The sequence below is a fragment of the Phocaeicola sp. RTP21359st1_B8_RTP21360_211022 genome (assembly GCF_040911965.1).
Taxonomy (GTDB): domain Bacteria; phylum Bacteroidota; class Bacteroidia; order Bacteroidales; family Bacteroidaceae; genus Phocaeicola; species Phocaeicola vulgatus.
Map to the genome: position 1 here is coordinate 1 of NZ_JBDFXP010000021.1, position 16341 is coordinate 16341.

General features: G+C 43.1%; 16 protein-coding genes. 11 read left to right on the plus strand and 5 right to left on the minus strand.

Annotated features, from left to right (window positions below):
• Positions 1-251: 251 nt before the first annotated feature.
• The 5 genes from AB5062_RS12110 to AB5062_RS12130 form a co-directional block, all read right to left on the minus strand.
• Positions 252-329, minus strand: coding sequence for a hypothetical protein (locus AB5062_RS12110; protein ID WP_229035905.1), 78 nt, complete (start codon positions 327-329; stop codon positions 252-254).
• Positions 330-678: 349 nt separating this feature from the next.
• The gene (locus tag AB5062_RS12115) at positions 679-2385 is read right to left on the minus strand and encodes a fimbrillin family protein (RefSeq protein WP_368326893.1); all 1707 of its coding nucleotides are present in this window, start codon (positions 2383-2385) and stop codon (positions 679-681) included.
• A gap of 65 nt (positions 2386-2450) precedes the next feature.
• Positions 2451-3521 carry a fimbrillin family protein gene (locus AB5062_RS12120; RefSeq protein WP_032952477.1) on the minus strand — a complete coding sequence of 357 codons (1071 nt, stop codon included), beginning with the start codon at positions 3519-3521 and terminating at the stop codon, positions 2451-2453.
• A gap of 129 nt (positions 3522-3650) precedes the next feature.
• The gene (locus AB5062_RS12125; RefSeq protein ID WP_032952476.1) at positions 3651-4790 is read right to left on the minus strand and encodes a fimbrillin family protein; all 1140 of its coding nucleotides are present in this window, start codon (positions 4788-4790) and stop codon (positions 3651-3653) included.
• Between the two features lie 43 nt (positions 4791-4833).
• Entirely contained in the window at positions 4834-5841 is a 1008-nt protein-coding gene (locus AB5062_RS12130; RefSeq protein ID WP_032952474.1) for a DUF5119 domain-containing protein, read from the minus strand.
• A gap of 589 nt (positions 5842-6430) precedes the next feature.
• On the opposite strand from AB5062_RS12130, the gene AB5062_RS12135 reads away from it, so the two are divergent.
• The 11 genes from AB5062_RS12135 (at position 6431) to AB5062_RS12185 (ending at position 16337) form a co-directional block, all read left to right on the plus strand.
• Positions 6431-7561 (plus strand): site-specific integrase, encoded by a 1131-nt coding sequence (locus AB5062_RS12135; protein WP_005777415.1) that lies wholly within the window; start codon positions 6431-6433, stop codon positions 7559-7561.
• Between the two features lie 133 nt (positions 7562-7694).
• Positions 7695-8468: a hypothetical protein gene (locus tag AB5062_RS12140; protein ID WP_009041012.1), complete on the plus strand. Its 774-nt coding sequence runs from the start codon at positions 7695-7697 to the stop codon at positions 8466-8468.
• 176 nt (positions 8469-8644) lie between these two features.
• Positions 8645-9043, plus strand: a complete 399-nt coding sequence (locus AB5062_RS12145; RefSeq protein WP_004322056.1) for a helix-turn-helix domain-containing protein — start codon at positions 8645-8647, stop codon at positions 9041-9043.
• Positions 9021-10127: an AAA family ATPase gene (locus AB5062_RS12150; protein ID WP_004310190.1), complete on the plus strand. Its 1107-nt coding sequence runs from the start codon at positions 9021-9023 to the stop codon at positions 10125-10127. Before AB5062_RS12145 ends, AB5062_RS12150 begins: the two co-directional genes overlap by 23 nt.
• Positions 10128-10233: 106 nt before the next feature.
• A complete protein-coding gene (locus AB5062_RS12155; RefSeq protein ID WP_009041013.1) occupies positions 10234-11121 on the plus strand; it encodes a toprim domain-containing protein in 888 nt (295 codons plus the stop codon).
• A 234-nt stretch (positions 11122-11355) separates the two neighbouring features.
• Positions 11356-11808: a hypothetical protein gene (locus tag AB5062_RS12160; protein WP_032497266.1), complete on the plus strand. Its 453-nt coding sequence runs from the start codon at positions 11356-11358 to the stop codon at positions 11806-11808.
• Between the two features lies 1 nt (position 11809).
• Positions 11810-12133, plus strand: coding sequence for a DUF4134 domain-containing protein (locus AB5062_RS12165; protein WP_004310187.1), 324 nt, complete (start codon positions 11810-11812; stop codon positions 12131-12133).
• 61 nt (positions 12134-12194) lie between these two features.
• Positions 12195-12572, plus strand: coding sequence for a DUF4134 domain-containing protein (locus AB5062_RS12170; protein ID WP_009293470.1), 378 nt, complete (start codon positions 12195-12197; stop codon positions 12570-12572).
• 11 nt (positions 12573-12583) lie between these two features.
• Complete coding sequence (locus AB5062_RS12175) at positions 12584-12877, plus strand: hypothetical protein (protein ID WP_009041016.1); 294 nt, start codon at positions 12584-12586, stop codon at positions 12875-12877.
• A gap of 110 nt (positions 12878-12987) precedes the next feature.
• The gene (locus AB5062_RS12180) at positions 12988-15699 is read left to right on the plus strand and encodes a DUF87 domain-containing protein (RefSeq protein ID WP_009041017.1); all 2712 of its coding nucleotides are present in this window, start codon (positions 12988-12990) and stop codon (positions 15697-15699) included.
• Positions 15699-16337 (plus strand): hypothetical protein, encoded by a 639-nt coding sequence (locus AB5062_RS12185; RefSeq protein ID WP_004322062.1) that lies wholly within the window; start codon positions 15699-15701, stop codon positions 16335-16337. The genes AB5062_RS12180 and AB5062_RS12185 overlap by 1 nt, the downstream gene beginning before the upstream one ends.
• Positions 16338-16341 lie beyond the last annotated feature (4 nt).

The following is a 16341-nucleotide window of genomic DNA, read 5'->3' on the forward strand; positions in this document are numbered from 1 at the left end:
AAATGTATAAAATAAAAAATACGGAACTCGATTTTGAATCCCGTATTTTCCATTTACACAAAATATTTTATAGTGCCAATTTGACGGGGCCTACTTCTTATTTTCCTGTTCATATCTTTCTTTAGATTCAGTATATACCTTCTGCGTGTGAAAAGAGTTGACATGAATTTTTAAACGGTTCGATCTTTCTGCTGCCGTAATAACAACATATCACATTCGTTCCTGTTGCATAAGCCTTTTCTCTTCCCTGATTAAGCCTTTTTATACGGATGTATTCTATCTCCATAGCCTTTGGAGTTGTTTCCATAAGCTTTGGAGTTATCTCCCAAGGCTATGGAGTTAACTCCAAAGGCTTGCGGAGATAAAACAAACAGGAAGAAAACCCTTAACCATAGGGCAGGAAAGGTTTAGAGATATGGATAAGATCTTTTAAGGATGAATCTGATTATAAAGTTACGCATATGTATCAAAAACTTTGCAGGAACATGAAAGAAACGTCCTCTGATCATCTCCCGCAATGGGTGTAATTCCCTTTGGCAGACTTATTTTGGTCTGTCATACAAACCATCCCTAAAAAATGACGAGTGTTTATACAGGGTATCACAAACAACCGCATGAAAAAAATCTCCACTAAGTTTCTACTGCTCCGAAACAAGACTGTTTCAAGACGATAAATAATTAAAAAGCAAAAAACGGACGTACATTCCAATAAGCTTTTTTATCATATCCTTGCAAACAGACTCTATCCCAATTAGGATATTCAGGATCATCAATGTGCCAAAGTAACATCCAGCATCTGTCTTTATCATATTGGGAACTGCAACTGAAGCCAAGTCTGTAGGTATCACTAAACTGCGGTAACGAATTACCTACTTTAGATAACTGTATAGTCAATTTATCCAGTGTTTCTTGTCCCCATCCTGTGTCGTTTAGGCCGTTACTGGTTTCATTTCGAAAATCTCTTGGAGATTTTCCACAAATATTCACCAGCATATCAAACCATTGTCCGATACTCGGTACGAACCATGGACTGCGATTAAGTCCATCAGGAATTTTGTTACTGTTTCTATATTTTCTTATTGATTCAAAAGCACTGTAACTACCCTGTACATTAGCAGTATAATTCTTCAACATTTGTTCTGTTTCAGAATAACCGTTCATATTCTTCTCAATTTCATCATCTTTTGTCATTGGAGTAATCCCTTCTTCGATTCGTTCCATTCCCCCCCAACGACCGGTCCCTAAATTTTCAAACCCCATTACATAAGCATGATTCCAACCGTTTTCATTGCATTTTATATCTGTCATTTTTTTAGAATCGCAAGTAATGACCATTCCAATAGCATTCTGATAATCATATATTTTCCCGTTTTCTTCCAGCATGCCGTCTCCGGGATGTATCTCTATTCGTTTTTCGGTTTCATTCTGAAAGACAAAATCTCCGGGATAAAGTTTTCTTTCTGTGCTTCCTTTGCCGGGTACAGGGCTGATTACTTTCAGAGTATAGCATTTCCCAGAAGCAAAAGTGATGGAACTGCCCGAATAGTTTATCTTTGTATTCGTATTATTTCTGCCGTCGGCGGTCACATAGCTTCCGGTAATTCTAGCATTTTTTTGTGATGGGACAATGGCGCAGAATTTTACAGAATCGATCTGATATGGAGTAATGCCATTCAAGTTCACATTGATAGCTGCTGAGTCTGTTCCTAAAATTCTTGATTCTTTGTGGTAAACAAAACCTGCATTTTCGGGTGCAAAACAACCTATGTATGCTTGTGGTTGCAGCACAAGCAATGTAAATTGGTGTTTAAACTGCAGGTTCAGGATTATTCCGGAAGAATTGCCGGTAGTAGGTACGCCGGTAGCAATCAGCAGGTCGCTCACAGTATGCTTTTCTTTTGTGGATTGGTCTTTCGAAGGTTGCAGTTTTTCATTCCCGGTCAACGAAGCAATAGCTTCATCTGTATCCTTTGAAACATCTAGTGTGATATTCTTCCTATATGGATAGTATGCGATGTAACTCGCTCCATCATACCAATAGAGTGTCTTGCTGTTTTCAACCGGATTCCAACTATCATTTGACACGTTATAAACCAATGGGATATTGTTAATGTCATCCACTATTGTGCCATCTTTTATGGAGAATATACCAATAGAATCACCGTCTACAAATTCTGTTTTAAGATGTTCATCTGTCACAGAAGCACGTGTGGAAGGCTTTTCGGAACCGGGAATGTTTTCAAACCCGGTTGCTGTAGCTCGAACAGTGAGAGGAGTTCCATTGTAGCAGTCCGTTCTTTTTCCATTATTTGTTTCATTTTCGTCGGTGCATGCACTACAAATCAAGAGGATGCTCCAAAAGATTATGCCGGTGAAAGATTTCATTTTTCTTTGTTATTATCTTGTTTAAAATTAGCACCTTGGTACAAGGCTGATTTTTATTTGTCCCATTAATTCGTTATCTGTTTCTCTTCTGTTCCATTTACCGTTTCAGAATCCGTGCCTCCTTCCCATGATGTGATATCATTTTCTGACATCACGGAAATAGTTTTTCTTGAGATACCGATGGTATAACTTACAGAAGCTCCCGGATTCCAAGTGTCAGTAGAAGGTAAAGATTGATTTTCTATGCGGATAGCTTGAGTAATGGCATTATTATTTCCGTCTTTTGCCGCATATTGATAAGTGATGCTGAACTGACTTCCTTTTCCGGCAGGAAGCAGGAAAAAAGTAGCTAACAATTTCTTTTCTTCCGCAATAGTATTCGGTACAGGGAAATTGGTTATGTCAGCGGTAAAAGTTTCTTTCTTGTCAGGTGATGGGAATGCCCACAGCCAGCCTTTGTCGCTATCAGTCGTAGGAGTATGATAGGTCAGTGTTCCGCTTTTTATTCCCGTAATGGAGAAAAAGGTTACGGACTTTCCCTCCGTATTATCATTACTTTTTACGTAAACATTGATCTTGGTTAGTGTATGGCGCAGTTTAAAACTTACATTGCCATTGTTTTGATTCATTACCGGAGTTGCAGCGAGAAAATCTATCTGTTTGTTTTCGGCTGTGGGAACGGTATAACTTAACATCGGAAATCCATTTGAACTCTCTTTGTCTTGAACGAAAAAGTTGCTACCTGTTGTTTCATTTATATAAGGAGCATAAGCAAAGAAACTGATTTTATCTGTTGTTGAATTGTCCGGCCAGAACTTGACCGGACTATAAGACCATGTGCCGTCTGTTTGTTTACCAACAAGCTGGTTATACATGAAATTCGGTGTTGCGGCATCTTCATTGAAATTTCCGTGTGTGAAGTAGGCAAACACACCGATCGTTTCAAGATCACTTGTTGTGCTATACTCTTTAACAGATCTCATTACCGGAACGTTTCCTGAAAAGCTGATAGGGATATTTTCTTGGGGAAATTCGTTCGTACATTCTTCCTGGGTACAAGCTCCCAATAACAAAGTTGCAGCAAGGAAAATGCCATACAATTGTTTCACCCTTATGCTTTCTGTTTTTCGATTCATGCTTCTTTTTCTATTTTATTGTACGTCCGTGCTTTTTTGACCGTAGTGACAGGGAAGAAACATTCAACCCTGTCCGGTCTGTTTTCTTTCCATAGCCAGTATGTATCATGTTTTGGCTGCAAAAGGAAATTATTTCTCTACATTAATATCAGAGTCGCTATCATCAGTCCAACCTTCCATATTATCCTCCACCGTAATCTTAATGGCATTCATCTTGATAGTCAATACGTAGGTATGTTTCGTTCCTTTCTTGAACGTATTTTTCGGTAGTGAAACTTCTTTGTTTGTTATGGTACTTGTCAGATTACTTGTGTCGGTCACTTTGGTCACGATGTCATAATTGATTTTCAGTTTTAAGTCACCTGCGTTGGCTGTACCGTTTTTGTTATTTACCGGAATAAAGTAAAGAGCTTCTGTATCTGAGAATAACGCGGTTGCATTCTGGTCATCACTTACATTGATAGAACTTTTATTATATCCCCATTGGTCGGTGGTTGTTTTATTTAAAAAATCACTCAGGTCTTGTTCTGTTGAAAAATAAGATGCGTCAGGAGATATGGCTTCCCAAGTGTCGTTATCGAATTTATAAACAGCCTTGTTGTAAAGTGTTGTACTTCCTGGATCTAACTTTAATCCCGTTACAAAAATTTTGGTATCAGTACCTAAGTTCACATCTGGCTTCACCTTGATATTGGCTATTTGGGTAAGTACGTGACTAAACTTGAACTGAACCGTTCCCTTATTACTTTCACTAGTTTGGTCTTGTATGGCAGCATGGCAGTCTGTTACCAAATCTATCATATCTTTCCAGTTATTAGAAGTCTTTACCTCAAAGGTGATTGTCGGAGCGCCTTTGGCATTCTGTCCTGATAAGGTTATTTTTTGGTCTGTTCCAACTTCCGGTTTGGATTCATAAGGCGCATAAGCAAAGAATGTTATTTTCTTATCATCTATTGGCCAAAAACGTAAATTAGTATACCCCCAACTATCAGAAGTCCATGTAGCATGTTCATTGTACATGAAATTAGGTGTTGTGTTTCCTTTTTCACTATTCCATCCCGCACTGCTTGTCTGATAGGCAAAAATACCGAAACCGGCATTTGCTTTCAATGTGGACGTTGTAGTTTCCGTTCCTCTGGTCTGTACTTCCGTATATACGTCCAACCCGATTGTCCGGTTCGTATCCGGATTCATTTCTGTCATTTCATTCTGTGAGCAACCAGCTATAGTCAGTGTTGCCATCACCATCAATAAACTTTTCACTTCCATTTTCTACTTTTTTTTAAATTAATATTATAACTACCCATATCTGTCATATATCTATATCGCTGTTCACTTCATCGTCCCATTTATCTACATCGGCGTCAAATCCTGAGCTACCTTCTGTTTTTACATTCGGCACGGTCTTTTCACATGCCATGTCAATAAAAACGCTCATAGTTCCGTCTTCTTCATCCAACCGTCTTATTGCCAAATCGTTAAAACTTTCTTCAAATATGGTCTTCCCGTCTACTAACTTTGCTTTCAGATGTAGGTTGTGTGGAATCTCTACATCGAAGCCGAACACACTAATAGTAGTGCTCAGCGTTCCTTCTGTTACCGAGCCGGAATCATAAACGGGATTGCTTAAGCGTAGCACTTGTGTTACTGTCTTTTCCGAATTTTGTCTCGAAACGAGAAATATGGATTCTGCAATGCCGTCTAGTGTGCAGGTGGCTTTTCGTATGTTGTTCATTCCTTTGATACGGATTTTAACCGTTATTTTTTGAGTCAGTTTTTTGGGGGTGAAGCGTAAGTGACAACTATTTTCGTTCCTGGTGGAATTTCGGTTACTTTGTTGGGTGATGGCTGATGAATAGTTTTCCGGCATATCAGAAGTCACTTCAAAGCCTTCGATATAATCAGCGGCAAGTTCGTCAGGACTTTCCATAATAATTCTTTCAGAGGATGATTCGTTCCTTATTTCCATCTTCTTTACATAGGCTTCTAGCGTCTGGTAGTTTTCTTCTCCTCTGAAACAGAGGTTACCAAAATCATCGAATGAACGGTTGAAAAGGACGACATTGTAACATCCTTCTTTCAAGCATAGGGTCTTGTATGTACGGTCACCCATCAGTGCTAAAAAAGGAGTGCTGCCATCGGTAGGGTAGAATATGGCGGTAGCACCATAATCCTGCTCTTTTTCATTCAGTCCTGACTGACTCCAATCGGCACTGATTGTTATTGTTGCTTCGGGCGAATAAGTCAGTTCGCGTCGGTTACAGGCAACTAACAAGAAAACAAAAAGGTAAAGGATATATAATGTCGGGGATATTCTCATTTTGCATCTCCTTTCTTTGCCTTGTGTTTGAGTAGCCATACCAGTGTATGGTAATTCCTCGAAACGGATGTATAACGATAAGTGGCTATATTTATGGCTTGAAGTACGTTCAATAGGGATATTTGCAATAATGGGCGACTAAATTCATATGAGAAAAGGATTCTTGTTTCTTTGTTTGGTAAAAGGCGGATGAGTTGTACTTTTTCCAGCTTATTAAGTAAATCTTTCCATTCTTCGTTTTGAAGGAGGAATTTGACCGGTTGCAGAACTTTGCTAGAAGAAAGGTCATGCAGTACGGCGATGGCTATTTGTGCACGTGTATATACGGATAACATGATAAACTTACTTTGTTAAGTCATTACTTACCAATAATCATAAAGACATATATAAAATGAAAACAAGTTCCAAATAAATATAGATAAATCATCTATATATCAATAATTTATATACGAGTTTTTATTTTCAGTTGTTTTCTACGTTTTCTGTTGCTTTGCTCTTTTTAGGTGCATTTTTGTTTCTTGTTTGTTTCTTGATTACGTTTTTTATTTGTACCTTTGTGATAGGAAATAACGAATAAAAGGACACAAATATGCCAAGGACCAGAAAGCCAATAAAAGTAAAGGAGCCGATTCGTCTTCGGACGAAGGAGTTGGCCAATGGCAGCAAGAGTTTGTATCTGGATATATACCGAAATGGTAAGCGGACATACGAGTATCTGAAAATGTATCTTATTCCGGAAACGGATCGTAATGCCCGCCAACAGAACGAAACGACAATGGCTGCCGCAAATGCAATCAAATCGAAGCGTATCATAGAGTTGACAAGTGGTGAAGCCGGTATCATGAATCATAAGGATAAGGTTTATCTGCTGGACTGGATGCAACTCTATAAAGAGGAACAGAAGAAACGTGGTAAGAAAAACATAGGCCAGATAAAATCTGTTACCGGTATCTTGAAAGAGTATGCAGGAGAAAGATTCACATTAAATCAGATTGACCTCACTTTTTGCCACGGCTATATCGACTATATGCTGACAAACTACCGTCCCAAAGGAAAACCCATCTCGGCTTCTACGCGTAATACCTATTACCAGATTTTCAACGGTGCGTTAAATGCCGCTGTCCGTGCGAAACGGATCTTAAAGAATCCATTCAACGAAATGGAAAAATCGGAGAAGCCCAAGATGCCGGAAAGTGTGCGTTCGTATATGACTATTGAAGAAGTGAGATCATTAATCGCTACACCAATGCAGAACGAAGGGGTAAAAAGTGCCTACCTGTTCTCCTGCTTCTGTGGACTACGTATCAGTGACATTATCGGATTGCAATGGAAAGATGTGTTTATTGACAACGGCCAATACCGCTTGGCAGTAGCCATGCAGAAGACGAAAGAACCGATTTACCTTCCGCTCTCCAATGAAGCGTTGAAGTGGATGCCGGAACGTGGGGACAAGACAGCAGACGACCATGTGTTCGATTTGCCTTCTGGTATCAACCAGCTTATCAAACCATGGGCCAAAGCCGCCGGAATTTCCAAGCGATTCACCTTTCATACCGCCCGCCACACGTTCGCCACAATGATGCTGACATTGGGGGCCGATTTGTACACTGTATCTAAATTGCTCGGTCATACATCTGTAAAGATGACCCAAGTGTATGCCAAAATCGTCAATAAGAAAAAAGACGATGCAGTAAATCTGACCAACGGTTTATTCGATTGACAATGCAATGAACATCAGATATGTAATCACTTATAAGGGTGTTGTTCCGACAGGATTCTCTTTCGGGAGCAACACTCTTATAATATATCATATAAATCCAATTTAAAATATTTCATCATGAAAAGACCTAACAATGGCCCTCTCTCTTTTTGGAGGGGAAAAACATCTGCACCATTTTGTTGCAGAACAGGATGTAGCGAAAGAATTATTCGCATTGCTCGTTGAAGCAAAAACAATGTATCTCCGTGATGTCGTGACGGGCAATAAGCAGTACTACCGTTACGTGGAGGATTTCGTAAACAGCCACCGGTATATCGACTGTGACCATGCGTTCTGCCGGAACTGCCATGAAATGAACATTCATATCGTCAAGGGGCTATTAAACGATTGCTCCCATCTTATCCGAGCATTTTTTACCGAAGCAGACTTCTCGTTCGAGAAGTGTATGGAACTGAAACGAACGTATGATACGTTTGTGCCACCATCACAGTCCGTCACGTGCTGCAAAGATGGACCGACAAGAATTTATCCTCTTTCTTTTGGATGCAATCTCACTCGTAAACAGATGATAGGTATTACAGCTTGTGCCAATGCTTATCATCTGTTTTGCGTTTCTACCCTACACGTTGAAGATATGGAAGCCCTGCTTTCCTGTAAAGAAGGATTCTGTATTCGTGTAAACAATATCCGCCATGTGGCCATCCTGTTTGATACACTCCTTGAGCACTCGTTTATCCAAGCCAAATGGCAGTCCGTTCTCAGTAATGGGCGGTTCTTGCAAACCAAGGATGGAAAAGGATTCGTTTCAGCTTCAAGCCTTTCATCCGCTCTGTCTGCCTTGCGTAACAACATGACATCAACAGGTTACGGTATCAGACGAGCCATTGGTGAACTGAGAGAGTGGTAAGAAGTGCCAATAAGCGAAGTATGTGAAAGGTAAAAGCGTGACAGTTGCCGTGATACGTGGTTACTATCACGGTACAAACTCACGCTGACCTTTGGGGTTGCCCTATCTTTGACCTCCGTTAGCGCGCTACATAACGGAGGATATACTTCATTGTCTAAATTTATAATAACTCATTTATGCAAAATAATAGATTGACATTCATGGAACGGCTGAGTGAACGGCTTACAAGCGTCGAAGCCATCCTAAAGAAATTAGATCCGATAGAAAGTCTGTTGGAACGCATCGCATTGCTGGAAAAAAATATATATACCACCAAACAGGTGTTTACCTTCCAAGAGGCTTGTATGTATATCGGAATATCCGAGAGTATGCTGTACAAGCTAACATCAGGCAAGGAGATTCCGCACTACAAGCCACGTGGCAAAATGATATATTTCGCCAAAGAAGATCTGGATGAATGGCTTTTACAGAATTATGAACCAACCGTAGATGAAGCAGCACGTATGGCAAACGAGGCCGCTGCCACACAACCTTTCTTTAATCAAAGACGCCATGGAAAACGAAAGAAGAACTGAATATAATGTGGATATGAGGCCGGAGGAGGATTTCTTATCGGATATCCTCTCCGCCTCGCAGATTCGGGCGACGGATACCTATGAAACGCCGCCACAGATTATCTGGATAGACAACTCGACCATTGCTACGCTCGGCAACTTCAGCGCATCAACCGGCAAGGCGAAATCAAAAAAAACATTTAACGTTTCGGCCATTGTCGCTGCATCGCTGGCAGGGAAACAAGTGCTGAACTACCGGGCGCACCTCCCGGAAGGTAAACGCAAGATTCTGTACGTGGACACGGAGCAGAGCCGCTTCCATTGTCATAATGTACTGGAACGCATCTTGCGGCTTGCCGGACTGCCCACTACAACCGACAGTGAAAACCTCGACTTTATTTGCTTGCGCGAATACTCTCCGGCAATACGCATTGGGGTCATCGACTACGCCTTACGTCAAAGAAAAGGATACGGACTTGTTATCATCGACGGTATCCGTGACCTGATGCTTGACATAAACAGTACCGGTGAGTCCGTGGAAGTCATTAACAAGATGATGGAATGGTCATCAAAGTATGACCTGCATATCCACTGTGTGCTACACTTGAATAAAGGAGATAACAATGTGCGCGGGCATATCGGTACGGAAATGAGCAACAAGGCGGAGACTGTACTGGTCATCAGCAAAAACAACGATTGTCCCAACGTCAGCGAAGTTCATGCGTTACACATCCGTGAGAAAGAGTTTAAACCTTTTGCTTTCACTGTCAATGAGGGTGGGCTCCCGGTTCTCGCAGAAGGGCATTTGTTTGAGAATGCCCCACATCAGAAACCGAAACAACGGACGGGTTTTATGGAACTAAGCATCGAACAGCACCGTGAAGCCCTTTCCGCTGCGTTTGGAGACAAACCTATCCGTGGGTTTGAAAATATGCTGCAAGCCATGATGACTGCTTACGAAGCAATCGGATTTAAGCGTGGGAGAAACGTAATGGTCAAACTGCTGCAATATCTGACTGACACCTTAAAACTGGTTATCAAACGAGATAAACTTTTTTATTATGACATGACACAGGCAGAAACCATGCTTTTCGATGAAGAATGAGAGCGGGCGCGGGCCTATATAATTCAGTTTAATTTAGTATTTATATATATAGGGGCGCAAACTAAACTAAACCGTTTTTGTACAAACAAGTGAAAAGAAATTTAATATGACCATAGACGAAGCAAAACGAGTGCGTATCGTGGACTTTTTGGCCCAGCTCGGCCACCGTGCGCAGTATATGAAATCAGAGCAATATTGGTATCTTTCGCCTCTCAGGAAAGAGGTGACGCCATCGTTCAAAGTCAATGACCGGCTGAATGAATGGTATGATTTTGGCGAGGCCACCGGAGGCGACCTTGTGGAACTGGGTAAGTACCTTTGCGGAACTAAAAGTGTGAGTGAAGCATTAGCATACATCAAACGGTATGTCAATGGTGTGTCGCTGCCGAGCCCCCGGGCGTTGCCCGCAACCTCTCGACCAGTGGAAACCGACATGAAGAATTTGATTATCGTGCCGCTGCGACACCACGCACTGCTCTCATATCTCCATTCACGTATGATTGATTCGGATATCGGACGAATGTTCTGCAAGGAAGTCCATTACGAACTGCGCCAGAGACGTTACTTTGCACTGGCCTTTGGCAATATATCCGGTGGATACGAGGTACGAAACCCTTATTACAAAGGATGTATCAAGAACAAGGACATTTCCTTGATACCCCAATCGCGTGGTGAGGCACAGAGCCGTGTCTGCCTATTTGAAGGATTCATGGACTTTCTGTCCTATCTAACCCTAAAACAGACGGACGATAGTGCCATTTGTATTAATGCTCCCTGTGACTACCTTGTTATGAACTCGGTCAGTAATCTGAAAAGGACATTGACGTATTTGCAAAAATACACGTATATTCACTGTTACCTTGACAATGACCTTGCCGGACAAAAGACAGTGGAAACCATAGCCGGGATGTATGGCAGATGCGTCTATAACGAATCAAACTGTTATGCCGGTTACAAGGACCTGAACGACTACTTACGTGGGAAGAAACAATGAACAACCCGCTCCCTAAGCCCTCCTTCATCACGGAGGGCTTTTTTTATATCCCGACTTTTCCTGTTTTCTTATCTAAAATCATATTTGAATATGATTTTGAAATATGATTTTTTAATTTTGAAAAAATATTATATTGAAACGATACGTTTTATAATCAATAATTTTATCTTTCAAATTATCCATTCTTATTTTGCATACACAACCAAATATAAAAAATCATATTATAAAAAATATATGGAATCATATTTTATTTTCACCATTGTCCTGACGGTTGCCTATCTCGTCTATTATGCAGTTATCATCGTGCAGGACCTTTATGGAAAAAAAGGAAATGGTAAGCCGGAAGAAGAGGTATTTGACCTCGGTGCGCCAGAAGATGAACAGAGTGTGTACGTGACGGAGAGCGATACTGGATTCAATGTGGGTAATGAGAAATATGAAACAGATGTTGCCCCTACCGCTTCGCCTGCACCACAGGAGACGGAAACCGCAGACAATAATGGCGAGATAGCCGTGGCGGAGAAGCTAAAACGCCTGAAAGCCCAAGCGGAGGAACAGATGGAAGAAACCGCGACCTACCTGTCGGACGCATACACGGCAGACGAACTGTACAAAGCGATGCTTGCCAAAGGAAAGACGGGCAACTGTCCGGAACTGGTATGGAAACCTCTCAAAGACCGATTGTAAAATGTCGAAAGCAAAAAAAATATTATGTGCACTGTGCTTTGTCCCTTATGCGGCATTCGCCAAAAGTGGCAGCGTAAACTACAGTTGGGGTGCAGACGCACTGGCAACGATGCACGACTTCGTGGTGACGATGATGCTGTACGTGCTGTACATCTGCTACGCTGTCGCCTCGGTTTTCGTAGTCGTTGCCGCGCTCCAGATCTATATCAAAATGAACACAGGCGAAGACGGCGTGGTGAAGTCTATCGTATCACTTGTCGGTGCGTGCCTCTTCATCATTGGAGCTTCAATCGTGTTCCCTGCTTTCTTCGGCTACCGCATATAGGTGGCTGATAGAAGTGTAAAATAAATTCAATAAACAAGAGTACCACAAAAATGTAATAAATATGTTTCAGAAATTCAAAAGAATGTGCCGAAAGGCAAAGAAAACTATCATGCAAGTTTCCACCAAAATAAGAATGTTAATCATTGCCCTGTTGGGAGGCATACCTGCTATGGCTCAAAGTACGGCGGGCGATTACTCGGCCGGTACGACAGCTCTATCAACCGTAGCGGAGGAAATTGTGAAATACGTTCCTGTCATGGTCAAACTCTGCTATGCCATTGCTGGTGTCGTGGCCATCATCGGAGCCATTTCGGTGTATATCGCCATGAACAACGAGGAACAGGATGTCAAGAAGAAGATTATGATGGTGGTTGGAGCGTGCCTTTTCCTGATTGCGGCAGCCCAAGCATTACCTCTATTCTTCGGAATTAACGCATAAACAGTCAGGAAATGATTAATGACGGACGTTATCCGGATTATCCGCTGTTCAAGGGGTTACAACGGCCTTTGGAGCTGATGGGATTACAAGGCCGCTACATCTATTGGGCGGCAGGCGTGGCTGGTGGAGCCATTGTGGGCTTTATCGCCGCCTACTGTCTTATGGGCTTTGTGGCCGGACTGGTCGTATTGGTGACTGTCTTATCTGCGGGAATCGTGCTTATCATCCTCAAACAGCGAAAAGGGCTGCACAGCAAAAATGTAAAACGTGGAGTGTATGTGTATGCCTATTCGCACAAAGTATGACTATAAGAAAAACCATCACGGCAATGTGTGTGGCTGATTGATTGTTGAACGCGGGCGGGTCCGCCTCCAGCCGAGGCAGACCTGCCCCTATTTAATGAACGAATATCGGAATGACCCTATATATCATTTTATTTTTCATCGCCCTATGTACGGGTATGGCCTTGTCAGTCTATACGTTCGGTACGGGTGGCAAGCGCAAGCACATCTTTCAGAATATCTATTTCTCTGTGGAAGATACAGATGGTGTGGGTGTGCTGTACACCAAGACGGGTGAATATTCCGCCGTCTTGAAAATCGAAAATCCAGTACAGAAGTATTCGGCAGACATTGACAGCTATTACGATTTCACGCATCTATTCTCTGCCCTTGCACAAACACTGGGCGAAGGATATGCCTTACACAAACAGGACATCTTCGTGAGAAAACAGTTCGCGAACGAGCCGGAGCATAATCAAGAATTTCTCTCAGCATCGTACTTCCGTTATTTTAATGGGCGTCCGTACACGGACAGCCTTTGCTATCTGACTATCACACAGGAAGCCAAGAAGAGCCGTCTTTTCTCTTACGATAGCAAGAAATGGCGCGATTTCCTCGTGAAGATTTATAAGGTTCGAGACCTACTACGCGACAGCGGTGTACAAGTGAAATTCCTGAACAAAGCCGAGGTAAGCGAATATGTGGACCGTTACTTTGCGATGAACTTCAAAGACCGTATGGTCTCGATGACGAATGTCAAGGCTGACGACGAAACGGTATCTATGGGTGATAAACGCTGTAAGGTGTACAGCCTCGTGGACGTGGACTGCGCTGCACTCCCCTCGCTGATACGTCCCTATACCAATATCGAGGTGAATAATACCGAGATGCCAGTGGATCTTGTCTCGGTGGTGGATAATATTCCGAACGCAGAAACGGTGGTGTACAACCAAATTATTTTCCTGCCCAGTCAGAAGCGTGAACTGGCATTACTCGACAAAAAGAAGAACCGGCACGCAAGCATCCCCAATCCGAGTAACCAAATGGCCGTAGAGGACATCAAGAAGGTACAGGACGTAATAGCCCGTGAAAGCAAACTGCTCGTGTACACGCACTTCAACATGGTGGTGGGCGTGCCTGCCGACACCGACCTTCAAAAATGCACGAATCACTTGGAAAACGCTTTTGGGCGCATGGGCATACATATCAGTAAGCGTGCATACAACCAACTGGAACTGTTCGTCAGTTCGTTTCCGGGCAACTGTTACAGCCTGAACGAGGAATATGACCGTTTTCTGACCCTCTCCGACGCTGCGGTATGCCTGATGTACAAGGAACGGGTGCAGCATAGTGAGGAAACGCCGATAAAAATTTATTATACTGACCGTCAAGGTGTTCCGGTAGCTATCGACATCACGGGAAAAGAGGGAAAGAACAAGCTGACCGACAACTCGAATTTTTTCTGCCTGGGGCCTTCGGGCAGCGGAAAGAGTTTCCACATGAACTCCGTCGTGCGCCAGTTGCATGAACAGGGGACGGACGTGGTAATGGTCGATACGGGTAACTCATACGAGGGGCTATGCGAGTATTTCGGCGGCAAGTATATCAGCTATACCGAGGAACGGCCCATCACGATGAATCCGTTCCGCATCAATCGGGAAGAGATGAACGTAGAAAAAACGGGATTCTTGAAAAACCTCGTCTTGCTCATCTGGAAAGGTACGCAGGGAACGGTCACAAAGACGGAAGACCGTCTGATAGAGCACGTCATCACGGAATATTACGACGCCTACTTCAATGGTTTCGAGGGCTTCACACCCCAACAGCGTGAGGACTTGCGTAAGAGCCTCGTTATTGATGACCGCAACAGCAGTGAGAAGCGGCACGAAAGCGAACGGGAACGCGCGGTCCGCATCGAGGGTATCATTGACGAGATAGAGGGCCGACGCAAGGAACTGAAAGTGGAGGAACTGTCATTCAACTCTTTCTATGAATATTCCGTGCAGCGCATCCCGGATATCTGTGAGGAAAACCGTATCACGGGCATCGACCTCTCGACATACCGCTATATGATGAAGGACTTCTATTTGGGCGGCAACCACGAAAAAACGCTGAACGAGAACATGGACAGCTCGCTGTTCGACGAGACGTTCGTGGTCTTCGAAATCGACAGCATAAAAGATGACCCGCTGCTTTTTCCTTTGGTCACGCTGATTATCATGGATGTTTTCTTGCAAAAAATGCGCATCAAGAAGAACCGCAAAGTCCTTGTCATCGAGGAAGCATGGAAAGCCATCGCCAGCCCGCTGATGGCGGAGTACATCAAATTTATGTACAAAACAGCGCGTAAATTCTGGGCCAGTGTGGGCGTGGTGACACAGGAAATACAAGACATCATCGGCAGCGAAATCGTGAAAGAGGCCATCATCAATAACTCGGATGTGGTGATGCTGCTTGACCAGAGCAAATTCAAGGAACGTTTCGACACCATCAAGACGATTCTTGGCCTAACGGACGTGGACTGTAAGAAAATTTTCACCATTAACCGCCTTGAAAACAAGGAAGGACGCAGCTTCTTCCGCGAGGTGTTTATCCGTCGGGGCACGACCAGCGGTGTTTATGGCGTGGAAGAACCGCGCGAGTGCTACATGACTTACACGACCGAACGAGCGGAGAAAGAGGCTCTGAAGCTTTACAAGCGCGAGTTACAATGCAGCCACCAAGAGGCTATCGAGGCATATTGCCGCGACTGGAATACCAGCGGTATCGGCAAGGCATTGCCGTTTGCGCAGAAAGTTAATGAAGCGGGATGTGTACTGAACTTAACCACTAAAATAACATCATAATGAAAACGAAAAGGATTTTAATCACCCTGTCACTGGGCTACGGGATAAATATGATGGGGTTTGAAAGCAGCTTGACGCGCGAACAAATCTCTGTCAGCAATCCGGAACTCACTGTTTTGTCCCTCCGGGAGTTTTGTATGCTGTCCAAGGAGAACCTGCTCCGCATGGATGACATGACACCGGACAAAGTAGCCGCCATCGAACGGTTGTTGGCAGAGTATTCCCTTCGGTTGGGTATGTCCGATGTAGAACTGGAAGCGTATTTGAACCGGTATTATGAAGAAAACCCCAAAGAAAAGGAGTTTTACGATATGTGCGACAGGCTATGTAACAGCAAACCTGTCTTCGATGAAAACAGGTTTCGAGAAGAACTATTCCGGGAACTGAACAGTAGTCCGATGAGTGAAAAAAGACTAAGTGACTTGGGATGGCTACGTTATCAGACCGTGCGCGAAACTTATCTAAACCAGCCTTTCTTTTTGAGATGGTTCGGCTCCCAAGAAGCCCGGATCAAAAGGGCCATCAAGGATACTACCATCATACATGATATGTTCTGCCGACTTGTCACGGAGAATTGTATCGAATCTGAACGGTGGTATTTCAATCACAAGGAACCGGAATACATAAAAGAGGTCTGAAACG